Here is a 22079-nt window from a genome sequence, read left to right as displayed (position 1 = left end):
TTCCTCCCTTCAGATCCAAAAGTTAAGCTTACACCCGTTGGTGACGTTCCACCATAACCCCCTGAAAACACGCCGGTTACGCCCCGTGCGATGCATGTCGCGATGAGTTGCGACATGCAGCACGCGATGCGGATCATGTTTCGTCGTCGCTTTCCACAATTTTGTCTCGCCCGTGATTATAGTCGCCTTGGGTCCGACAAATTTCGGTATCAAGGGCTTTTCCGCCGGTCGTGACGGCGCATGCCGCAAGGCTTTTGTGTGGCTGTTGTGGGTTTAAGCGCCGGGGCGGGGTGCCGTGAGGGTGGATTTGGCTTATGATCCGCCCGTGCGCCGTACGGGGATGGTGTAAGGCACGCGGGTAACAGTTTGCGTTTGAAGGTGTTTTTGTGATCGATCCTTATGTTTTGCTTGGCGTGGAACGCGATGCCGACGAGGCGGCGATCAAGTCGGCCTATCGGAAGGTTGCCAAGGCCGCCCATCCCGACAGCGGCGGCGATGGCGAGCAGTTCGCCCGCCTGCAGACGGCTTACGAGCTTTTGAAGGATCCGGTGCGGCGCAAGGTGTTCGACGATACCGGTTATGATCCTCAGCTGGCCGATGCCAAGGATCTCAAGGGTCTGCTGATGCTCGAAACGCTGGTCAATGAATTCATTCTGGACGAGCGCGAGCCCGGCAGCTTCGACCCCGTGGCCGCCATGCGTCGCAAGCTGACCGACGATATTCTGAAAAGCCGCTTCCATATTCTTGAGCTGGAACGCCACCGTACCCGGGTCCGCAAACATATGGACCGGCTGGGCAGGAAGCCGGAGACCGATGTGCTCAGCTCCATGCTGCGCGCCCGCAGCCAGTCCATCGCCGAAGCCATCCGCAATGCGGAAGCACAGATCGAGGCGATCGAGCAGGCCTACACGATGCTGGAAGGCTATTCCTACGAGCTGGAGAGTATAACACTCGCCGAACCATTGCTGAAAGGCGAGGCGGCGGAGTAGCTTTCGCGCTGCAATCGCTTCGCTGCTCTGTCAGGGACCGTTGACCAGCGCGAGAATGAGCTGGTGCACCCGGCCACCCGGGGAAAGCTCGTCCCGGTCGAAATCGCGTCCACGCTGGCGCTGTTCGTTGGAAAGCTCGCCCAGCCGCTGCTGCAGGACAACGCGGACCTTCTGGCAGTTCGGATCGTTTTCCGCCCTGAGGCCAGTGCTGAAGGCCTCGATCTTCCTCACCATGTCGAGAATGTGTTCGCCATGCACACGTTCATGGGTTTCCACGCCGGAAATGAAGGTTTTCCAGCTGGCGGCCACAGCTTGCGGTAACTTGGCCGGCGCTTTCGGCCAGGTATAGATGATGGTGAGATTGGGCCGGGCCGTCGCCAGCACGCAGGCGCCATCCGGCTGCGGGCGATAATCCCGACGCCATGTCAGCTTGAAGGTGGTGTGGGCAATGGCCTGCACGCCTGCGGTCGGGCCGCGCTCGCCGATGGACTGGTAAAGTGCTCCGCCGGTATCGCCGCTGATCGCATAGGTTTTTATCTGCTCGGCGGGTTTCCAGTCGGCCGCCTGTGCCGACAACGGAAGGGCGCTCAGCAATATCGTGGTCGTGAGGATGGCGAAGGAAGAGAGATTTTTGGCGGGCACGCATCGATCCTTGGTGTCTTTCGCGCCGAAGATAGGCGAGAGGCGGGCGGCAAGGCAAGCGCCGTGCGCGCAGGATTGACGGTTGCGCCGCTGAAACTCCACTCAAGAAAAACCCCCGCGATGACGGATCGCGGGGGTCAAGCTTGCGACTGCAGGGGAATCAGTCGTCCAGCTTGTCGTAGTCGAGCTTGGGCGCGTTTTGCAGCGCTTCCTTTGTGGTGTCGACATAGGCCTTCCAGGTGCCGTTGTCGTTATGAACCGCGACCGAAGCCGGATCGAGCACCACATAGCTCTTGTCGATGCCGAGGAAACCGCCAACGCTGGCGACTAGGCCGATCACAGACTTGCCATCGCCGATGACGACGTCTTCGATTTCACCGATATTTTCGTTCTGGGCGTTATAGATATCCAGGCCGTCGAGCTGGGAGGCGGTGAGGTCGGTCTTCTGGACATTGACGAACTTCAGCGGGCCGGTGGCCTTGGTGCCCATGGTGATGCCGGGACCGGACAAGGTTGCGTCAGCGCCGACAGCAGGAGCCGTGGTGGCCGTCTGGGCAAAAGCCACGGAAGAGGAGAGCGCTGCTGCGGCAGCGAGAGCGATGACCTTGATTTTCATGATGTTTCTTCCCTTTGTATGCTGAACCTTGCGTTCGGTGAAGAAACGGCGAAGCGCGAATTTGGTTCCGCATGGGATGAAATGAAAATTTGGTCTATGCTGGCGCCGGGAGCGCAGGTGCGGCGAAATCTGGAGGACGTCATGGTCAAAAACACGGTGGAAAAAGATGCGGAGGAGACCGCGCCGTCGGTTCTCATCGACCGGAAAATCGCGGAGCTCGGGGACTGGCGGGGCGCGACGCTTGCACGCATCCGCGCACTGATTTTGAAGGCCGATCCGGATGTGACGGAAGAGGTGAAATGGCGCGGTGTGCCGGTCTGGGAGCATGCGGGCATCATTTCCACCGGCGAGACCTACAAGAACGCCGTGAAGATGACATTCGCGAAGGGGGCCTCGCTGGCGGATCCTGCCGGCCTGTTCAATTCGAGCCTTGAGGGCAATACACGGCGGGCGATCGACTTTCACGAGGGAGATGAGATTGACGAGGATGCACTGATTGGGCTGATCCGGGCAGCCGTGGCATTGAACCTGGCGGGGAAAGCCGGGAAGAAACGGGCCGGTAGTCGCGCTGGATAGCGCCATCGGGCGGGTCAATCCTTCGCGACGTCGGTTGTCTTGTCCCACTCGCTATCGATGAACTTCAGTGCATCAATGATCGAGACCTTCCAGACGGACCAGACATGATCGCCATCGGTGATCCGCAATTCGGATTTGCGCTTGTCGGCCTGAAGCGTTTCGTGCAGGGCGATGGCGCCGCGCCACAGGAAGAAGCCGTCATCGTCGCCGACCGTCAGATAGGTGGCAGGCAAATCCTGGCTTTCGGCGACGTGTTGTGCGACGAGCGTGAAGACGTTTTTTTCATTAAACAGTCTTGCGTCGAAAGGGGTGCCGAAGGCGCCTGAGAAATGATCGCCGGTGGATGGCAGCACGATGCCGCTGGTGACGGTGGTGCGGTCGACCCGGTGGAAAAAGGCGCTGTCCTGAATGAGCTTTAATTCGGCAGGCGTCTTGTCGAGATCGGAGGCGGGAACGTTCTGCCAGATTGCGCCGGACAGGCTGGCGACCGCGCCATACAGGTCCTCGTGGCCATAGGCCAGATGCAGGGCGCCAAAACCGCCCATGGAGAGGCCGGCAATGGCGCGGCCCTCGCGATCCTTCCGCACCGGCAGCGTTTTCTCGATCTGGTGGCGCAGATCGCCGGTCAGGGCGGTCTCGTAGTCGCCGGGGCCGCCAACAGCGGCGGAATCCACATACCAGCTGTTTTTAACGCCCGGCATGACGACCACCAGCGGGCGAATGGTGCCGGCGGCGATCAGCGTGTCCAGCGTCTTTCCGATATTGCCGAGATCCCGCCAGCTGTTCTGGTCGCCATCATGGCCGTGCAGGAGATAAAGGACTGGCCAGCCGTTTTCGGGCGGCGCGCTATCCGGTCGATAAATGTTAACGGGCAAGGGAGCGTTGAGGGCGGCACTGTGGAACGTGGCGTCCTCGATCTCTCCGGCAAAGGCGGTGCTGCAGGAAAGGAAGAGGCATAGGGTCGCCAGATTTTTTCGATCCATGCCATGTCTCCCTGCTGGTCATTTTATAAATGCCAAGGACGGTCGCAGCGATGGTGAGCTGCGGCGGCACCCAGCCTTCACCGCCCCGGCCGGCCCGTCTTGCCCTTGGTCCGGCTCTTGCGCTTCTGTTCGCCGGCATCCTCATACGAACCCGCGCCGATCTTGCCACGCACCAGCGGCCGCGGGTCATCCGTGGCCCGTTCGGGCTGACCTTCGAGAAGCGGTGAGAACCGTTTGCCGGGTTCGGTTTCGGGCTTGTCGGGCACCGCGCCGCGCACGGGTTTTTCGGTCCTGCCCACCGTCATCTCGTCCAGTGTGTTCCTGCGGAACAGCGGTTTCCCCCCGTCAGAGCCGGGGCCCATTTCATCCAGCGAGGGTTTGGCGAAGAGGGATTTGCCGCTTTCGTTCTCTGCGGCACCCGCCTCTGTCCTGCCGGACGTTTCACCCTCAGGTGGGGAGATCGACAAGTGGCTGCGTCTGTTGTTTTTTCCGCCGCCTTCAACGGCGCGGGCCTCCTCCTTGGCCATGGGATCGTCCATGGTCGCCAGTTCGGCGGCCTTGAGGCGCTTGATTTCGTCGCGCAGGCGCGCGGCCTTTTCGAAGTCGAGATCGGCTGCGGCATCGCGCATGGATTTTTCCAGCGCGTTGAGATGGGCCTGCAGATTGTTGCCGACCAGATGGCCGCCATCGGCGAAGCCCTTGCCGGAAGTGCCAGAAATATCGGCCCTTACGTGATCGCGCTCATAAACAGAATCAAGAATATCCGAGATTTTCGCCTTGACCGATTCCGGCGTGATGCCGTGTTCGGCATTATAGGCCATCTGCTTTTCGCGGCGGCGGGAGGTTTCCTCCATCGCCCGTTTCATCGAGCCGGTGATATTGTCGGCATAAAGGATGACCTTGCCGTCGACGTTACGCGCGGCGCGGCCGATGGTCTGAATCAGCGAGGTTTCCGAGCGCAGGAAGCCTTCCTTGTCGGCATCGAGGATGGCGACGAAACCACATTCGGGGATATCGAGGCCTTCGCGCAGCAGGTTGATGCCGACGAGGACGTCGAAAGCGCCGAGGCGCAGGTCGCGGATGATCTCGATGCGCTCCAGCGTGTCGATATCCGAGTGCATGTAACGGACGCGAATGCCCTGTTCATGCAGATATTCGGTGAGGTCCTCGGCCATGCGTTTGGTCAGCACGGTGCAGAGCGTGCGGTAACCCTTGGCGGCGGTCTCGCGGATTTCACCGAGTACGTCGTCGACCTGGCTGCGGGCGGAACGCACTTCCACCGGCGGATCGATGAGGCCGGTCGGGCGGATGACCTGTTCGGCGAAGACGCCGCCCGATTGCTCCATTTCCCATGAGCCGGGGGTGGCGGAAACCGCGACGGTGAGCGGGCGCATCGCATCCCATTCCTCGAAGCGCAGCGGCCGGTTGTCCATGCAGGAAGGCAGGCGGAAGCCATATTCGGCCAGCGTCGCCTTGCGCCTGAAGTCGCCGCGATACATGCCGCCGATCTGGCTGACGGAGACGTGGCTTTCGTCGATGAACAGCAGGGCGTTGTCGGGGATATATTCGAACAAAGTCGGCGGCGGCTCGCCCGGATTACGGCCGGTGAGGTAACGCGAATAGTTCTCGATGCCGGCGCAGGAGCCGGTCGCTTCCAGCATCTCGATATCGTAGCGGGTACGCTGCTCCAGCCGCTGGGCTTCCAGCAGGCGTCCTGCTTTTTCAAGTTCGGCGAGGCGGACCTTCAACTCTTCCTTGATCGACTTGATCGCGCCGTTCAGCGTCGGGCGCGGGGTGACATAGTGTGAATTGGCGTAAATCTTGACCGATTGCAGGTCGCCGGTCTTCTGGCCCGTCAGCGGGTCGAATTCGGTGATGGAATCGATCTCGTCGCCGAACATCGAGATGCGCCAGGCCGCATCCTCAAGGTGGGCGGGGAAGATTTCGATGGTATCGCCGCGCACCCGGAACGAACCGCGCTGGAAATCCATGTCGCGGCGTTTGTATTGCTGGGCCACGAGGTCGGCCAGAAGCTGGCGCTGGTCCAGCCGGTCGCCCACCTGCATCTGAAAGGTCATGGCCGTATAGGTTTCCACCGAGCCGATACCGTAGATGCACGACACCGAGGCGACGATGATGCAGTCGTCGCGCTCCAGCAGCGAGCGGGTGGCGGAGTGGCGCATCCGGTCGATCTGTTCGTTGATCGAGGATTCCTTCTCGATGAAGGTGTCGGAGCGCGGCACATAGGCTTCCGGCTGGTAATAATCGTAATAGGAGACGAAATATTCCACCGCATTGTCGGGGAAGAAGTTCTTGAACTCCGAATAGAGCTGCGCGGCCAGCGTCTTGTTGGGGGCGAGGATGACGGCCGGGCGCTGTGTGGCCTCGATCACCTTGGCCATGGTGAAGGTCTTGCCCGAGCCGGTGACACCGAGCAGGACCTGACTGCGCTCGCCGGAATTGATGCCTTCCACGAGGTCGTTGATGGCCGTCGGCTGGTCGCCGGCCGGCTTGTAGTCCGAGGCCATGCGGATAGCGACCCCGCCTTCCGATTTCGGCGGCCGGGCCGGGCGGTGCGGCGTCCAGAGCTTGCCGTCCTTGAACAGCGGATTGCCGCTCTCGATCAGTTTCGACAGCGCATCCACCGTGGCGGTGACGGCGCCAGGCGCGAGATTGGCGGCTTCCTCCAGCGATACGTCCATGCCGGCAACCGGATTGAGACCGGCGGCGGCGCGGGTTTTCGGATCGCTCGACGCGCCGATGGAAACACCGCGCGCGGTTTTTGATGCGGTGGTGTTCTTCGCTGTCCTGGAGGCTGCCTTTTCCGCTTCCTTGCGGGCCTCGATCTCGATCTTCTTGCGGTGCTTGCCCGCTTTCGAGGCGATTTCGCGCTGGGTTTCCACCGAACCCGCCTCTGCCTCCGCCTCAAGCTGCTTCACCCAGTCGGCGACGCTGCCGCTGAGCGGCGCGCCTTCAAACGACGATTGCGGGGCTTCCTCGAAGCCGGAGTTCGAGGGCGAGGGATTTTTCGGTGATCTGGCCATGGGCGAAATATGGAGGGAGTCACGCGCAAAGGGAAGGGGAGGCCGTGAAAAAATGAGTACAAAAAGGAAACGAAGCCTGCGGAACAAAATCAGGGCGGATGCGTTGCGTAGCGGCTGAATACAGCTTTACCGAAACGTATCGAAAATCGATTCCGGTTTTCGCGCCGATGCGCTAGAGCAAATCCATATGGGCAGAATGATGGTTGCGTTTTCAAACTGCCTTTCATGACCTCCCTCCCTATTTTCAGGAACCATCATGCCGTTCTCGATCAGCCCCGCCCACATCTGGCCTGTCCTGATGCTCATCGCCTCCAATGTTTTCATGACTTTCGCCTGGTATGGGCATCTCAAGCACAAGGGCAGCGCGCTCTTCCTGGCGATTGTCGCCAGCTGGGGTATCGCCTTCTTTGAATATATGCTCGCCGTGCCCGCCAACCGCATCGGCTCTGAGGTCTATTCGACCGCGCAGCTCAAGACCATTCAGGAGGTCATCACGCTTGCGGTCTTCGCGCTGTTCTCGATCTTCTGGCTGAAGGAAAGCATCACCATCAACCATGTGATCGGTTTCGCACTGATCGCCTTCGGCGCTTCTTTCATCTTCCGGTCTTGAATGGGCAACTGCCACCCGTCTGCCAGCCGCAACAACCGAGGTTATGTGTCGATGAAAATACGATCTGCAAAACTTGATGACGCGGCTGGAATGGCGGCGGTTCAGAACGAGATATTCGCCGCCGGTCTCCGAAAAGCGCCAACGGATATTGATACGGTGCTGGCAAATTACATTCAGCACACGGACCGCATCGAATGTTCGATCGCCGAGGATGAAAACGGTCGCATTCTCGGGTTTCAGTCGCTGCGTTACGCGCAGGCCGACAACCCTTACGACGTTGCGGAAGGCTGGGGCATTATCGGCACCCATGTCAGCCCGCATGCGGCGCGAAGAGGCGTGGGATCCGCTCTTTTTGCGGCGACGCGAGAGGCGGCGGAGGCTTGCGGCCTGAAAAATATCGACGCCAGCATCGGCGCGGACAATCTGCTCGGGCAGAATTATTATGACGCGATGGGTTTCACCACCTATCGCCAGCCGGAAGGGCTGGTCTGCAAGGTTTACCGGCTCGCTTAGTCATCGTTTGCGAGCCGACGTCCTGCCAGCCGGCGCTCAGCTGCGATTGTCGTTTTCGGAATATTGCTGACGCGCCCTGCAGATGCGGACGTGGTTTTCATCGGCCCATTGCACCAGCAACTGCATCGGCACCAGGAATGAACGGCCGAGATTGGTAAGTTCATATTCCACGCGCGGCGGCACTTCGGCATAAAGCGTGCGGCGGATGAAGCCGTCTTCTTCCAGCCGCTTCAGGGTGCGCGACAACATCTGCTTGGAAATATCGTCGATCCTGCGGTTCAGCTCGTTGAAGCGCAGCACGCCGCCCTGCAGCGCTTCCAGAACCAAAAGGCTCCATTGATCGCCGATCCGGTCCAGCACGTCGCGGATGGGGCAGGGCTGATCGAAGGCAAAAACTTCTTTCGTCTGCGTATCCGCCATGTCCTTGCCCCTTGCCCTTTTTACCCTTGCAGGTCATCGCCATGTGACCAGATCAGCCGCCGCTGACTTCTTGCGGCTATGGCTGCGATACCATAGCTCTTGTTCGCGGTCTATAATCTAGACCGGTAACGATAGTGACAAGAGGAAAGAAGCCATGGCTAAAATCGCGCTCATCGGCGCTTCCGGCAATGCCGGGTCCCGTATTCTGAAGGAACTTTCCGACCGGGGACATCAGGTGACGGCAATCGCCCGCAATCCCGAAAAGATCGCCAGCCTGCCGAATGTGGTGGCAAAGAAGGGCGATGTTTTCGATCAGGCAGGGCTTTCGGAACTGCTGAAGGGTCACGATGCCGTGATCAGCTCGGTGCATTTCACCGCCAGCGATCCGGCAACACTGATCGAGGCCGTGCGCGCTTCCGGCGTTCAGCGCTATCTCGTCGTCGGCGGGGCTGGCAGTCTCGAAATCGTACCGGGTCAGCGTGTGGTCGACCTGCCGGATTTCCCGGCCGCCTACAAGGCCGAGGCCACCAAGGGTGCGGAGTTTCTGGATATTCTGAAGCAGGAAAAGCAGCTCGACTGGACCTTCCTGTCGCCGTCAGCCGAATTCGTGCCGGGTGAGAGAACCGGCAAATTCCGTCTCGGCAAGGATAGCCTCCTCAGCAATGACGAAGGCAGCCGTATTTCCTTCGAAGACTATGCCATCGCGCTCGTCGATGAAATCGAGAAGCCGCAGCATTCCCGCCAGCGTTTCACCATCGGTTATTGAGAGGTATCACCCATGAATTTCGTAACACGCCGTCTTGCCATCGCCGCTTTCGCCCTCGTGCCCGCCTTGATGGCTGCGCCCGTTCTGGCGCAAACCGCAACGCGGGATTTCGCGCAGGAAGAAGCCAATCGCAAACTGGTGATCGAGTTCTACGATACGGTCTTCAACAAGCATGAGGTAGACAAGGGTGCCGCTGTCCTCGTCGACAGCTACAAGCAGCACAACCCGATGGTGCCGGACGGCAAGGCGCCGTTCGTCAATTATTTTACCGGCTTCTTCAAGGAGAATCCGCAGTCGAAAGCGCGGATCGTTCGCAGCGCAACGGATGGCGATCTGGTCTATCTGCACATCCATTCGACGGAAAATGAAAGTGATCGCGGCAGGGCCATCGTCGATATTTTCCGGGTCACCGACGGCAAGATCACCGAGCACTGGGACGTGATCCAGGAGGTTCCGGAAAAGGCGGCGAACAACAATACCATGTTCTGAGGCGGCTTCCGCCCTCTGGCCAAAAGCATGGAACCGGCCGGGATTGCTCCCGGCCGGTTTGTCTTTTCAGAGCGCGCGCCGCCTCTGGCGGGCCTGAAAGGCCATATCCAGCGCCAGCATTGCCAGCAGGCTCGCGCCCACCAGCGGGAACAGGATGCCGCCGATGGCGAGCAGAGCGATCAGGCCACGCAGGACGCGTTTTTCCTGGGGCAAAGGCGGCACGCCGAGTGAACCTTTCGGGCGACGCTTCCACCACATGATGCCAGCGGATACGGCAAGCAGGACGATGCCGATACAGGCCATCACGAGTACGATCTGATTGGCGAGGCCATATTGCTGGCCCAGATGCACATTGATGCCCCATTCCAGCGCCTTGCCGAGCGGGCCGTAATCGGCATAACTCATGTCGATCAGGGGTTCGCCGCTATATTGATCGAGATGGACGACGCGCTGTTGCGCCAGATCGTCCGGATAAATCGAGCTGCTATAGACCCCTGTCGGTTTTCCCGGAAGCGCCACCGCATAACCGGGGGCAAGGCCAAGTCCGTCGAAACGGGCGATTGCCTCATCTATTCCGATCGGTCGACTTTCGGCAGCGGCCGTCGATTCCGGAATTTTTGCCTGTTCCAGCGACCAGCTCGTTTTTGCCACGTGATCGAGATGGTCGCCCGACATGGGAACATCGGTGCGCACCCCCGCCGGATAGCCGAAATTGCTGCCATTTGCCCATTCATTCACCTTCGCACCCCACACGCCCGACCAGGGCATGCCGGTAACGGCGAGGAAGACGATGAAAAAGCCGACGAAGATACCGGTGACGGCATGGGTATCGCGCCAGAACACCCGTTTTTTCGGTGTGCCGCGCACCGTGACGACACCGCCCGTCTGCTTGCGCGGCCACCAGAGATAGATGCCGGTAGCGACGAGGAGGATGGACCAGCCGGCGGCGATCTCGATGAGATAACGGGTGTAGGTGCCGAAATATTTCAGGCTGTGCAGGTAACGGATCGTCCACATGACGGTGCCGCGATCCGGCAGGGAGCCAGTTACCTGCACCGTATAGGGGTTGACGTAAACGGCGCGTTTCCCATCCGCCGTATTGACGGTGACTTCCGTTGAAGCGCCCGGATCGGCAGGTGTCGTATATTTGACCGCCGTACCGGGAACGGCTGCGAGGGCTGCCGCCACGATCTCGGAAGGCAGTGCTTTGGGGGCGTCCTGCACCACCTCTATGCGCTTCAGATCCGAATGAATGAGATTGTCGATTTCGTCGCGAAACAGATAGAGCGCGCCGGTGACGGCGAGCGATATCATGAAAGGCAGGACGAAGAGGCCGGCATAGAAGTGCCAGCGCCATACGGCGCGATAAAGATTGACGGACGAGGAATGCGCAGGCGCGCGCTCGCCCTCGAAAGAGGTCGTAACGGACATGAATGTCTCCGCAAGAAGATTGATTTTCCGGCGAGCCGGGAAGGTCTTAGTTTTGCGGAGCGGAAGGCGGCGCGCGCGGGCGCGATTCCCGATTGGGTGGTGATGGCGGCAAGGCCGCGTCGAAGTTCACAAAAGCGACTTCGTCCGTCGGCGTGATTCTGTCCGCACGTTCGACAGGCGTGACTGGAAGAGTGGCGATCGTGGCCGATGCCAGACGGCAGAGCGTGCCGCAGCAGTCCGCGGCAATCTTGCTCGCAGGATTTGGGGCCGGGTCCTGCTTGCCGCCGCCCTCAGGCATATGGCTGGAACAGATGATCTCATCCGCGGCAAGCGCGGCCATCGCCATATTGCCGCTGGTCAGGCCATTGGCGAGACCCTGCAAAAGGAAAAGCAAAACCGCCAGCATGGCGATGGCGCCAGCCGAACTCCTGTCCTGCATGATCCTGCGAATGAATCCCATGGAATCGAAATGTCATATTTGCGGCGAATTGTCACCGCGACACAATGACGGGCGTGGGGAAGTCTTTCTTCAGGCCAGCAGGTCGTAGGTGCGGAAAATCCAGGCGATCTGATAGATCAGCGCGAAAACCACAAGAAACCGGTGAAAGCGGCGATTGTCGATGAAGACCGCCAGCGTGAACAGAATGACGTAAATGGCTGTGCGGATGAGATATTCCGCGCCGAGGGAGGAGAGGTAATCCTGTCCCTTCAGCAGCGTGTCGCCGACATCGGTAATAAAAAGTGCTGCCAGAAAGGCGAAGAACCAGCTTTTGCGCGAAAAGAAATAATCCTCATATCCCTTATATTCCTTCATCTCCGTCGGAAACAGCAGCACGCAGAGGAAATAGAACAGCGAGCAGAACAGGATGAGGAAGAGGAAAGCGCCGAAGCCCAGCACGTGGCCGGTAGCGGAAAGCCGATGTTCCCACCACCAGAAATGCACCAGCATCAGGAATAGAAACGCCACCCAGCCGATATGCAATGGGTAGATGCGCTCCTTCTTGGGATGCTGGACGAAACCGGCGAGACCGGTCAGCAGGCGGGCGAGGCTGAGGCCGACCACCATGCCCATGACGGCACGGATGTGCGAATAGGCTTCCGCGGCGTTGACGGCGGCCTCCATGGTGCCTTACTCTGCCGCAGGAATGGGCGTCGGCTGCCCGTGTTCGTCCATCGCCACCATGATGAAGGTGCCGGCGGTGACCTTTTCCAGCTTGTCATAACGCGACCGCTGGGCCCAGGCTTCCACGGTCAACGTGATGGAGGTGCGGCCGACACGGGCGATATCGGTATAGATGGAGAGCGTGTCGCCAATCTTCACCGGCAGTTCGAAGGCCATTTCCTTGACCGCCGCCGTAACGACGCGACAGCGCGAACGCTCCGCCGCGCGGATGCCGCTCGCCAAGTCCATCTGGGACATGACCCAGCCACCGAAAATATCACCGGCCGGATTGGCGTCTGCCGGCATGGCGAGCGTTCTGAGCGTCAGCTCGCCGGTCGGTTTGATGGGCAGGTCGGTCATGTCTCAATTTGCTCCTTGCGAATGTCAGAGGCGCAGCATGCGTTGCGCTTTGCGATTTCGCAAGGAAGGGAAAGCCTCAGGACGAGGCTTTGCCCAGAAATTGCTGCGTTGCGTAAAGGGCGATGGCCGCCGCATTCGATACGTTGAGCGATTTGATCTCGCCGGGCATATCGAGACGGGCGAGCGCGGAGACGGTTTCGCGTGTTTTCTGGCGCAGTCCCTTGCCTTCGGCTCCCAGCACCAGCGCGATCTTTTTGCCGCTGAAGGTCTGCTCGATGGGGGCGGGGCCCTCCGAATCCAGGCCGACGGAGAAGAAACCGAGCTTGTGCAATTCGCCCAGCGCATCGGCGAGATTGGTGACCTGGATATAGGGGATGAGTTCCAGCGCGCCGGAGGCGGATTTCGCCAGCACGCCTGACTCGGTCGGGCTGTGGCGCATGGTGGTGATGACGGCGCCGGCATTAAAAGCGACTGCCGAGCGCATGATGGCGCCGACATTATGCGGATCGGTCACCTGATCGAGCACGAGGATGAGCGGGCTGTCCTGCAAGGCGTTGAGCTTCTTGACCGGCAGCGGCTTGGTTTCCAGCATCACGCCCTGATGAATCGCTTCGGGGCCGAGTACCTTGTCGATATCCTGCGGCGAAACTATCTCGACCGGGAAGGGCTGGGCATCCGCTTCGCCGATATCCAGGCGCGCAAGGGCGTTCTGGGTGACGGACAGCTTGATCAGCTGCCGCTCGGGATTGGCAAGCGCTGCGCGCACGGTATGCAGGCCGTAAAGATGGACCTGATCGGGTGCCAGCTGCGGCGGCTTCCAGTCATCCGCACCGCGGTTCCTGCGCTTCGGCTGCTGCGGGGTTGGAATTTCGCCCCGCTCGCGTTTGGCATCGCGTACGGCACGGCGCAAGGTGGCGTAATGCGTGTCGCGGGTGGATTTGTTGTTGGGATCGTCTTTGCTCATGGCGCCTTATATCTCCGGGAAGAGGCGTATACCAGCCCCCGCGATAATCCACAGGGCGGTAAAGATGTTTGAATTTTTCCCGAAAATTCGTGAAAGGGCGTGTTGACAGAAACGAACGAGGCCGTCATATACGCGCCACAGACGACGCAACGGCGCTTCGCCGCAGCGAAATCTGAAAGAGCTTGGTCGCTCGATCCTAGCAGAAAGCTGGAGGGATGCCCGAGTGGTTAAAGGGGACGGACTGTAAATCCGTTGGCTACGCCTACGTTGGTTCAAATCCAACTCCCTCCACCATTCTGCACGGATCGAAATCACCACCGCGGGTATAGCTCAATGGTAGAGCAGCAGCCTTCCAAGCTGAATACGCGGGTTCGATTCCCGCTACCCGCTCCAGTGACCTTTCCAACAAGATTATTCACGTCCAACAAGCGCTGATTTTTCAGCGTTTTTGCCTCGCGCGCGCGTAAGGTTGTGCAACGGTATGCAGTGACATCCAGCAATTTTGTCGGTAAAAATCACGGTATTCATCAACGTGGCGGGAAGCCGATACCGTAAAATGGCACTGACAGACATTCAGGTTAAGAACGCTAAAGCCGACAGCAAACCGCGCAAGCTGTCTGATGAGAAGGGGCTTTACCTCTACATATCGGTTGCTGGCGGCAAGTCTTGGCGGTTCGACTATGACTTTTTCGGGAAGCGAAAAACGCTGACGATTGGGACGTACCCGATGGTGGGGTTGGCGGACGCCCGACGACTGCGTGATGAGGCCAAGAAAAAACTCTCTGAGGGCTTGGACCCGTCACTGGCGAAGAAACGCGAACATCTTGCTGCCAAAGCCACCGCCGGAAACACGTTCGGCGTCGTTGCGGACGAATTTATCGAAAAGCTGAAACGCGATAAGCGCGCAGAGCCCACCATCACGAAGAACAAGTGGATGTTGAAGGACCTCGCCGAGAAGCTTGGACCTTATCCGGTCACCCAAATCACGGCGCGTGATGTCCTTGCGGTGTTGACCAGCATTGAAAAGAGCGGCCGTGTGGAGAGCGCACTGGCTACTCGCGCTGCCATCGGTCGCGTGTTTCGCTACGCCATCGCGACAGCGAGGGCCGAGAATGACCCGACGTCGGCACTACGTGGGGCTCTCCAACGCCATGTGCCGGTCAACCACGCTGCGTTGACGACTAGGGCTGAGATGGGTGGCCTCATGCGGGCGATTTACGGTTACGAGGGCTGGCCTTCTTTGGTTGCCGCATTGAAAATCCAAGCCTTGTGTTTTGCCCGTCCCGGTGAGACGCGATCGATGGAATGGACCGAGCTCGATTTTGATAAGTTAGTTTGGACCATACCCGCACAGAAAACCAAAATGCGCAGAGAGCATCATGTGCCGCTTTCGACACAAGCAGTAGAAGTTCTCACGGAGATGAAGGAGCTGTTTGGCGATAAGCCCTATGTCTTCCCGTCAATGATGTCCGGCAAGAAGATTCTTTCCGAAAATTCCATGAATTCAGCTCTACGGCGCATGGGGGTAACAGAGACTGAGCATACCGCACACGGGTTTCGCTCGTCAGCAAGTAGCCTCCTGAACGAGTCTGGCGAGTTTAAGTCCGATGCCATTGAAGCCCAGCTAGCGCATCTTGACGGATCCAAGGTTCGCAGGGTTTACAACCGCGCTGTCTATTGGGATGAGCGCGTGCGGATAATGCAATGGTGGGCTGATGTGCTAGACACAGAACGCTCAAAATCGACGGCGTCTACCCATTTGTAAGCGCTCTTGTCCATCGGCTTCGTTCAATACCGGAAAGCGTCACGCCGTAAGTTGTTCCAGAAGCCTTCAATGTACTTGATTGCCGGTCGTTGTTAACTGAGTACCGCAAAAAGGATACGTCCCCTGCGTTTTCCATCGCGACAAGCAGACATATAAAGCTGAATAATTTCGGACCAAATGGAACCAAAGCAATTGCCATTGAGTGTTTCAAGGCGAGAACGATCGAGGAGATATCTCGATACGCCTCATCCGCATTCGCGAGATAAAAATCGTTGAAATGTAAGTTCCGGATACCAAAATCAAAATCAAAATTTGCTTGTTTGACGGAAGGTAAAAAGCGATCATCATGGCCCGCTGGGAGATAAAGATATGAAACTGCGGGCTCAAGGCGTTCCAAAACATTCAAAGAAGCCCCGTACTCGTAGCCCAATCCCATGATAAGGCAGCACTCTCGGGAAAAGTCTCCAACTCTACCGTTCAATTCCGGCACGGCTGGGCCGAAATAATTAAGTGTAGGAAATGTAAAGTCGGGTTCGGAAAATTCGTTCGGTGTATAAAGAACATGCAAAATATCGTCGACATTCATCATCTCGAAGATGGTTAGGAACAGACTTGCCAAAAGAGATCTGTCCATACAGGAAATATCAACAACTATTGTCCTAGGTAGTGCCCTATTCTCAAAAGCGATCAGAAGAGATTTTCTCATCGCTTCGATGTTTGTTCCGATAGAGGTGTGACCGTTATTTTTAAATTTCTGGAGGTTATCTTTGAATTCCCCGAGATCTGTGCTGTCCTCATAAATAAACGCTCCGCAAAAAGCGGATTCGTTACATAAAATATCAGAAAAATACGATGAGCGCTGCTCATAGCCAACTGTGTAAATAAAGATGGAGCACCGGCTTAGAACTGCCGCTGCGCTTTCTGATAGTGATGTTAGGCTAAACCGCGATTGATAACTCATGGCTGGAATAGATCTCCCATCTTCACCGGACCATGCTGCAAGAGTTCTGTGTCTTTTAGAATATTCCTCAGTGATAAAGCGCCCCCAAATACAAGAGCAAGTTGGTATCTTGGTGCTAAAAGGTAAGACAGTCTTAGTCTGGATCCGTAAATCGCACCGAAGTCGTACAATTTAGTAGCGTCACTGACCATCACAAACGCCCCTTGGTTCATTGCAGCGCCGATTGCAGCGGCTATGTCGTCATTTATAACTCTCGGAACCGTGATCGTGCTCGCGTACTCGGTCGGATAATCCGGGCCTAAAGCCCTCCTAGCAAAGTAATTTCCAATTTCGTCAATGATTTTGACGACTGAAAGTGCGCCGTATGCACTCTTGCGACGTCCGACCGGAATTGCTGAAAGTAATGACAGGTATTTGGCAATTGTCTGCGACACGATTTCCGCTTGTGCAGGGAAAGAGGCTTGCTTCTGACCATTGTCAGCGTATGCCTTAATTAGAGGTCTCAATATACCAATCGCGTTTCTTGGGTTTCCTTCACAAAGCGTAAATATTGACTCAGCGCCGAGATACAGGTCGGATATCCGTTTGGGAGAAGTTCTTCTGAAAACGGTGTCGCCACTATTTCCACGAGCGTACTCTTGGTGACTCCCTCGCTCGAGGCGCAACGCTGCTGGCCAAATATGTTTGCGAATAATTGCACGGCGGTTTTCGGGGAGGTCTGAATAGGCATCCAGATTGATGTTTCGCTCGCGTAAGAATTCCGCAAATTTTGGATCGATTTCCTTTAATCTGCTGAAGCGCTTATAGTGCACGCCCGTTGGTGACATGTAGCGTTCAGAACCAGATTCTGCCGCTTGAAGTTCATCGCTGAAAGACAGTGGAGATGAGCCGAGTACATCTTCAAAGGTCGCTGTAGCCACGTTTAATTCAGCAGTAATCGCAGAAAATATCTGTTTAGAAAATTCGATTGCAGACGGCTTGTCTGGGAAACCAAGGTTTACGACGCGATAGTCGTTATCGGGCATTGGCCCTTTAGTGTCGCTGGCAGCGCCAACAGTTGCTGAAAACGGGCTCGTCGCAAGTTTCAATATGAGGCGATGATCGGTAGATCTCAAAAAGCTGAAAAAATAAGTCTGAAGAAAATCTGGTAAAATTTCCATTTCATCGACGCAGAGGCACCACTTCGCCGTCGACCGAGTCACGTCCTCAACGGCGTCGATGAATGCATATATCGAGGTAATAGGATCCTTACTAAATTCGGACGCAGACAGTAATAATTGCTTATATTCAAGCGATGTGCTGAAATCTGATATTGTTCTTTTGTTTTGGATAAATCTGTCGATCAACTGATTTATCTTAATCACTGCTAGATGTATGGCCGCGCGGAGTTCAGAGAAAGTAAGAGCCTCTTTTTCCAAACCCCATGCGGTGGATAGAAATTTGCTGATGGCATACTCTTGATCAGACGTCAGCTCGATGTGGAGCTTGCTAATTCTTGAATTCTCCGCGACGTCCGCGTCACGTGCTTGACGGACGGTATCTATTAACGCGGCTTTGATGCGTAAGCTCACTAAGGTCTTAGACAACGACTCGAGAAAAGCATCGAGGCGACCACCGCCCAAGCTTCTAACGAAAAGATCGAATTGCTTGTCTGCCCCCAGAAACACGGTTCGGTAGTCAACTCTGTCCACAAGCTCTTTCGCGGCGGAGGCACTCCAGGCGCTGAGACCTCTTATTGTCAGCATTTTGAGGAGAGTTGTTTTGCCGCTACCTCTGGGGCCTACCATCAAAGTGTTTGTTGGTAGGCTAAGAATATCAAACTCATCTTTTCGTAGAATAAAGGTCTTCGCAACTTGGTCTGCGCTAAGCCAACGCGCATTATTGCTGTCAAATAAAGCGCTCATTATGAACTCTTTCTCAGAGTGGATTTCTCTATATCCGCGTCGTCCGTCAGGGCGACCACAATGCCGCTTTTTTCGACGCGCTCAAGCACTCGCCGTCGTGCTGACGGGAGAACAAACTTAAGCTGTGGAACTCTGTCCAAAACCTGCTTAAGCGTGAGAAATTTCTCACTAGAGCCGTTGATCTCCGTGACGACTTTGGTCGCGAGGGTTTGGTTGTTTTCCCTACAGCCAAAACCCGATCCATAAGGAATATTGTAATTTGCGGGTGACCTGCTCCAGCCCTCGTGAGGTACCCAGTGCCAAGCTTTGATTGTGCCACAGGGTGACCAGTCACCAGTTTCAGTTGCGTCGTCGCATATTTCAATAAAGTAAAATTGGTTTGGCGCCCGTGCGGCGAAGGTTGCTTCTATCCTTGCGGCAAACGAACCCGCGGAAAATACGATGGCCGCCTCCGAGCCGCCAGAGGCATACTCAACCTCAGGATAGTGCTGATGCCCATGAATGACGAGCCATGGGGTGTCCGAATTGTCTTCCAGTTGCCTAAGGAGATGTGCAGCACCAATCATGTCGCTATCGTCGCGCTCATAAATGTCATTCTTACGAACATGATGATGTGTGAGCAGTACATTATGTTTAAAACTTTTATTTTTTATAGAGTTCACGATAGAGGAAACTGTTGACTTGCTTACCCGGCCACGTTTGTATTCGGAAATGTGGGTAGAGGTGTCCCTCTCATCAGACGCTATCCCATGAAAAGCGGCACTATTTAGATTGACTATACGCAGGTCGCCAAACTCGTAAATCACAAAATTTCTTGCCCAATAACGGTCAACTTCTATTTCGGTCCCACCAGGAAATGCAGGTTGGAGACTTTGTAGCACGCCTTTGGGGTCAAACTCCGTAAAAACAAGCCTGGAATCTACATCATGATTTCCGGCAGTGCCGATCAATTGTGATGCACCGAGTACTGTTTTCAGTTCCTCCATCTGTGCCCAAGCGTTACTTTGTGCAACCGGGTCCGCTTTATCTGCCAGATCTCCGGGGCAAATGATGAGATCTGGCGTTATTCCTTCTTTTTGAAGGGTTCCTACTATGCCACTAAACATGCTCGCAAGTGCGTGACTCGAGTCTACTTTCAGATGTGATGGAGGCGATCCACTTGGTGTCCCACGGTACGCATGAAGGTCGCTCAATATGAGAAGCTTACGCATTAGGTGTTGCTCACGAGGATTTCGTCGACGGTTTTCCGGGCGGAGGCAAAGCCACTGACGTTTCTGCGGACTGTAAGTAGCTCCCGCCTCCATGATGTTTCAAGGTGGACTAAGGCGGGGAGAGATGAGTCGTATGTCAAAACGAATTTGCCGCCTCTGCGATCAAGTTTCCGCAGTTGCTTCATCAGGCGCTCTAAGTCTGTCAAGCCGAACAGCGTAGAGCCGTATTCTGTAAAAATAGTGCCATCTCGGTTCGCGTATGGAGGATCAACGAAGAGGAAGGTTTTCTCGCTGATATAGTCATCAATGATAGCTTCAAAATCGCCTGTGCGTAACGTTGCCCCTTGAAGTTTGAGGCTGTGTTGTAATATCCGATCTTTGCTGATGTGTTTTGCGTTCTTTACACCAGAAAATGGGACGTTGAATTCCCCTTTAAGATTGGTTCTATATAGACCATTGAAGCAATATTGATTGAGAAACAAAAAATAAGCGCCTTGATCAATTTTTTCTGAGCATTTGTTGTATAAATTTCTTACTTCGTAGTAGTTTTCTTTAGAAAATTGTATTTTTGAATATCTATCGTGTAGTTCTGAAGGGTTTTGTTTTATTTGCTCGTAAAAGTTTATAAGTCTAGGATTTGCATCGGATAGTATAGAGCGCGTAGGATTTACTGCTGTGAAAAGGGCAGCAGATCCACAAAATGGTTCGACGTATTCGTAGTGATTGCCAGGATAAAATGCAGCAATAGAAGTTATAGAGGCCCGTTTGCTTCCAGCCCATCTTATTAGGGGTGATATGGGCGGAGATAGTGAATGCAATACGAGAGCTTTCAATCTGTGGTCGTGACTGACTGTCTTATAATTCGCTATAATTCGCAATCGACATAAATCACTATGCACATTTAGATTTCACTTAACTGGCCGCCACCTGCCAACATACGATTAGCGGGCTTATGGATCTTGTATTTTTAAAATTCGATATACCTGCATACGCGAGCAGCGCATTGATCTCGCGATCTCTGTGGGTGACGCGCCTCGCGCTCTCAAGAGGCGGACTTGATTACTATCAATGCGTTTTTTCCCGCCCTGATAAAGACCCTTAACTTTCGCTTTTTCAATGCCCTCCCGCTGACGCTCCTTGATGAATCGTCGTTCCATCTGCGCGACCATGCCAAGTACGGTGAGAATGATATGTCCCATCTCCCCGCGAGTTGACACATGCGGATCGAGGACGGTCACGAACGCAGCGCGCTGCTGGCACTCGTGGACGATATTTAACACGTCTCGTGTATCTCGCCCCAATCGATCAAGCCGGGTGACGACCAACTCGTCACCTTGGCGAAGAAACTCGATCACGGTCGCTAATTCTGTGCGCCCCTCGCGACTTGCGCCAGATACTTTCTCGCACCTTACGATTTGACAACCTTCGACTCTAAGCCGCTCCCGCTGGATTTCAAGATCCTGATCAAGAGTACTAACGCGTGCGTAACCAATTCGGGCCATGTGTCACCTCAAGCTTTAGGCTTGAAGCTACCCTGTCACAAATAGCCGCTGTCAACCCAGATGTTACGCACCGGGCCGTAACCTTTTATATTCACGTCAAGGTATACCCTGATGTGACCCGTTTCCCGATATCTTGCGAGCTTTTGGCTCGTTCAACATACGGTATTTCGCGTTCCGATTCCCGTTATTGCGACAGCGTGAGCGATTGTCCAAAAAGGTGTTGGTAGGCTTATGCTTGCTGGAGGTCTGGCTTTGGAAGAGAACCTGACTATAGGTTCGGAGCGGCTACGCCGGCCAAGCTTGAGACTGAGTTACTTTGTTTAAACCAGGCCTGCCGACCTCAAGATTGTCGACCTAATGGAGAGGGACGCAAATAGTCAGGCCAAAAGATCCGAATCGTGTATCGCACGACAAACAATATGCAGTATTAACAATAGCTTGCCGTAGGTGATTGCCAAAGTATGTTTCCGAGCTGGCTTACTTGCTATGGGGGAAGGATGCAGGGTTATCGGCGTTCGGTTGCATGTGTTGTAAAATAATCATAATAAACAATATCTTAGGTTGTTTATATTGGTTAAGTGGCCACTGAAACATTAGTAGAACAAATCAAATCGATCCTGCTGGACTTGCGTCCAACTCCAGTTTTGGCAATATGCGCAGCAGCAGCAGCACCATTTGTTTTTTTAAGCAGAGGTGCGCGCATGGCAGACGACAATAACTCCCTAAAAATCGAGTTTCGCGGATTTAAGGCTCATGCAGTGGGCCGCTTCACTGTCTCCCTCGTGGTCGCGGCAATATCGTTGGGGCTTTCAATGGCGATCGTCTGGGGCATTGACCAGTTTGAGGGCGCCCCGCAAATGGAGACGACATCGAAATAAGCCCCGCAAAGTGGAATCTTATGGCGGGCAGTACGATTGAAGAATCGTGGAGCCCTGCTACGCACCTTGTTCCTTGAATAGGTAAGAGAAGCCCTTGCAGCACTAGGTCGTATCCGTTCAATTGCGAGGCTTACGGCCTTGCGCCTTCCTTCCTGCCGTTCATATTCATTGTAAATTGCCATACGTCTCGGACAACCTAATGCATCGGAAATGGCGAGGCATTTGCTGGCGTAATGAACAATTGGCGCCCAAGAGGGTGCCGTCCTTTCGCTTGAGTGTCCGGTGCTGAAAGA

General features: G+C 55.7%; 23 protein-coding genes and 2 tRNA genes. 10 read left to right on the top strand and 15 right to left on the bottom strand.

What is annotated here, in order from left to right; all coding sequences use genetic code 11:
• The first annotated feature begins 386 nt into the window (after positions 1–386).
• The gene (locus AGR13A_RS09835) at positions 387–989 is read left to right on the top strand and encodes a J domain-containing protein (RefSeq protein ID WP_035223985.1); all 603 of its coding nucleotides are present in this window, start codon (positions 387–389) and stop codon (positions 987–989) included.
• 30 nt (positions 990–1019) lie between these two features.
• Here AGR13A_RS09835 and AGR13A_RS09830 read toward each other — a convergent pair whose 3' ends face one another.
• Positions 1020–1631: a DUF922 domain-containing Zn-dependent protease gene (locus AGR13A_RS09830; protein WP_035223987.1), complete on the bottom strand. Its 612-nt coding sequence runs from the start codon at positions 1629–1631 to the stop codon at positions 1020–1022.
• Positions 1632–1791: 160 nt separating this feature from the next.
• Entirely contained in the window at positions 1792–2247 is a 456-nt protein-coding gene (locus AGR13A_RS09825) for a PRC-barrel domain-containing protein (protein ID WP_035223988.1), read from the bottom strand.
• A 141-nt stretch (positions 2248–2388) separates the two neighbouring features.
• Here AGR13A_RS09825 and AGR13A_RS09820 point away from each other — a divergent pair, with 141 nt between their 5' ends.
• On the top strand, positions 2389–2823 hold the full coding sequence (locus AGR13A_RS09820) for a DUF1801 domain-containing protein (RefSeq protein WP_035224302.1): 435 nt from the start codon (positions 2389–2391) through the stop codon (positions 2821–2823).
• Between the two features lie 14 nt (positions 2824–2837).
• On the opposite strand, the gene AGR13A_RS09815 is transcribed toward AGR13A_RS09820, so the two are convergent.
• Both AGR13A_RS09815 and uvrB read right to left on the bottom strand, forming a co-directional pair.
• Positions 2838–3806, bottom strand: a complete 969-nt coding sequence (locus tag AGR13A_RS09815; RefSeq protein ID WP_035223991.1) for an alpha/beta hydrolase — start codon at positions 3804–3806, stop codon at positions 2838–2840.
• A gap of 77 nt (positions 3807–3883) precedes the next feature.
• Positions 3884–6850, bottom strand: coding sequence for an excinuclease ABC subunit UvrB (gene uvrB / locus AGR13A_RS09810; RefSeq protein ID WP_080835055.1), 2967 nt, complete (start codon positions 6848–6850; stop codon positions 3884–3886).
• Between the two features lie 256 nt (positions 6851–7106).
• On the opposite strand from uvrB, the gene AGR13A_RS09805 reads away from it, so the two are divergent.
• Together AGR13A_RS09805 and AGR13A_RS09800 are read left to right on the top strand one after the other, a co-directional pair.
• Positions 7107–7460, top strand: coding sequence for a DMT family protein (locus AGR13A_RS09805; RefSeq protein WP_035223996.1), 354 nt, complete (start codon positions 7107–7109; stop codon positions 7458–7460).
• A 90-nt stretch (positions 7461–7550) separates the two neighbouring features.
• The gene (locus AGR13A_RS09800; RefSeq protein ID WP_080835053.1) at positions 7551–7973 is read left to right on the top strand and encodes a GNAT family N-acetyltransferase; all 423 of its coding nucleotides are present in this window, start codon (positions 7551–7553) and stop codon (positions 7971–7973) included.
• Positions 7974–8009: 36 nt separating this feature from the next.
• Here AGR13A_RS09800 and AGR13A_RS09795 read toward each other — a convergent pair whose 3' ends face one another.
• Positions 8010–8393, bottom strand: a complete 384-nt coding sequence (locus tag AGR13A_RS09795) for a winged helix-turn-helix transcriptional regulator (protein ID WP_035224000.1) — start codon at positions 8391–8393, stop codon at positions 8010–8012.
• 154 nt (positions 8394–8547) lie between these two features.
• Here AGR13A_RS09795 and AGR13A_RS09790 point away from each other — a divergent pair, with 154 nt between their 5' ends.
• Together AGR13A_RS09790 and AGR13A_RS09785 are read left to right on the top strand one after the other, a co-directional pair.
• Complete coding sequence (locus AGR13A_RS09790) at positions 8548–9159, top strand: NAD(P)-dependent oxidoreductase (RefSeq protein WP_080835048.1); 612 nt, start codon at positions 8548–8550, stop codon at positions 9157–9159.
• Between the two features lie 12 nt (positions 9160–9171).
• Positions 9172–9648, top strand: a complete 477-nt coding sequence (locus tag AGR13A_RS09785; RefSeq protein WP_003495107.1) for a nuclear transport factor 2 family protein — start codon at positions 9172–9174, stop codon at positions 9646–9648.
• Between the two features lie 66 nt (positions 9649–9714).
• Here AGR13A_RS09785 and AGR13A_RS09780 read toward each other — a convergent pair whose 3' ends face one another.
• From AGR13A_RS09780 to rlmB, 5 genes are all read right to left on the bottom strand, one after another.
• Positions 9715–11079 carry a PepSY-associated TM helix domain-containing protein gene (locus tag AGR13A_RS09780; protein ID WP_080835045.1) on the bottom strand — a complete coding sequence of 455 codons (1365 nt, stop codon included), beginning with the start codon at positions 11077–11079 and terminating at the stop codon, positions 9715–9717.
• Between the two features lie 46 nt (positions 11080–11125).
• Positions 11126–11539: a DUF2946 family protein gene (locus AGR13A_RS09775; protein WP_080835043.1), complete on the bottom strand. Its 414-nt coding sequence runs from the start codon at positions 11537–11539 to the stop codon at positions 11126–11128.
• A gap of 69 nt (positions 11540–11608) precedes the next feature.
• Positions 11609–12202: a hypothetical protein gene (locus AGR13A_RS09770; protein WP_035224010.1), complete on the bottom strand. Its 594-nt coding sequence runs from the start codon at positions 12200–12202 to the stop codon at positions 11609–11611.
• Positions 12203–12208: 6 nt separating this feature from the next.
• A complete protein-coding gene (locus tag AGR13A_RS09765; protein WP_003495115.1) occupies positions 12209–12601 on the bottom strand; it encodes an acyl-CoA thioesterase in 393 nt (130 codons plus the stop codon).
• 76 nt (positions 12602–12677) lie between these two features.
• Positions 12678–13565 carry a 23S rRNA (guanosine(2251)-2'-O)-methyltransferase RlmB gene (gene rlmB / locus AGR13A_RS09760; protein WP_080835040.1) on the bottom strand — a complete coding sequence of 296 codons (888 nt, stop codon included), beginning with the start codon at positions 13563–13565 and terminating at the stop codon, positions 12678–12680.
• A 209-nt stretch (positions 13566–13774) separates the two neighbouring features.
• Here rlmB and AGR13A_RS09755 point away from each other — a divergent pair.
• From AGR13A_RS09755 to AGR13A_RS09745, 3 genes are all read left to right on the top strand, one after another.
• A tRNA-Tyr gene (locus tag AGR13A_RS09755) sits at positions 13775–13859 on the top strand.
• Positions 13860–13884: 25 nt separating this feature from the next.
• Positions 13885–13958: transfer RNA gene (locus AGR13A_RS09750), tRNA-Gly, on the top strand.
• Between the two features lie 163 nt (positions 13959–14121).
• Positions 14122–15330, top strand: coding sequence for a tyrosine-type recombinase/integrase (locus tag AGR13A_RS09745; protein WP_080835037.1), 1209 nt, complete (start codon positions 14122–14124; stop codon positions 15328–15330).
• Here the strand turns inward: AGR13A_RS09745 and AGR13A_RS09740 are convergent.
• From AGR13A_RS09740 to AGR13A_RS09720, 5 genes are all read right to left on the bottom strand, one after another.
• Complete coding sequence (locus AGR13A_RS09740; protein ID WP_080835034.1) at positions 15317–16291, bottom strand: hypothetical protein; 975 nt, start codon at positions 16289–16291, stop codon at positions 15317–15319. The genes AGR13A_RS09745 and AGR13A_RS09740 overlap by 14 nt on opposite strands.
• The gene (locus AGR13A_RS09735) at positions 16288–18195 is read right to left on the bottom strand and encodes an ORC-CDC6 family AAA ATPase (protein WP_080835031.1); all 1908 of its coding nucleotides are present in this window, start codon (positions 18193–18195) and stop codon (positions 16288–16290) included. Before AGR13A_RS09735 ends, AGR13A_RS09740 begins: the two co-directional genes overlap by 4 nt.
• Complete coding sequence (locus AGR13A_RS09730) at positions 18195–19406, bottom strand: metallophosphoesterase family protein (RefSeq protein ID WP_167377459.1); 1212 nt, start codon at positions 19404–19406, stop codon at positions 18195–18197. Before AGR13A_RS09730 ends, AGR13A_RS09735 begins: the two co-directional genes overlap by 1 nt.
• Entirely contained in the window at positions 19406–20239 is an 834-nt protein-coding gene (locus AGR13A_RS09725) for a DNA adenine methylase (RefSeq protein ID WP_167377458.1), read from the bottom strand. The genes AGR13A_RS09730 and AGR13A_RS09725 overlap by 1 nt, the downstream gene beginning before the upstream one ends.
• A gap of 117 nt (positions 20240–20356) precedes the next feature.
• Positions 20357–20908: a recombinase family protein gene (locus AGR13A_RS09720; RefSeq protein ID WP_080835025.1), complete on the bottom strand. Its 552-nt coding sequence runs from the start codon at positions 20906–20908 to the stop codon at positions 20357–20359.
• A 701-nt stretch (positions 20909–21609) separates the two neighbouring features.
• Between AGR13A_RS09720 and AGR13A_RS24920 the strand changes: the two genes are divergently transcribed.
• Positions 21610–21786, top strand: a complete 177-nt coding sequence (locus AGR13A_RS24920) for a hypothetical protein (RefSeq protein WP_167377457.1) — start codon at positions 21610–21612, stop codon at positions 21784–21786.
• Positions 21787–22079: the final 293 nt, after the last annotated feature.

The organism is Agrobacterium genomosp. 13 str. CFBP 6927 (assembly GCA_900012615.1).
Lineage (GTDB): Bacteria > Pseudomonadota > Alphaproteobacteria > Rhizobiales > Rhizobiaceae > Agrobacterium.
This window is presented reverse-complemented; position numbering and strand designations above follow the sequence as displayed.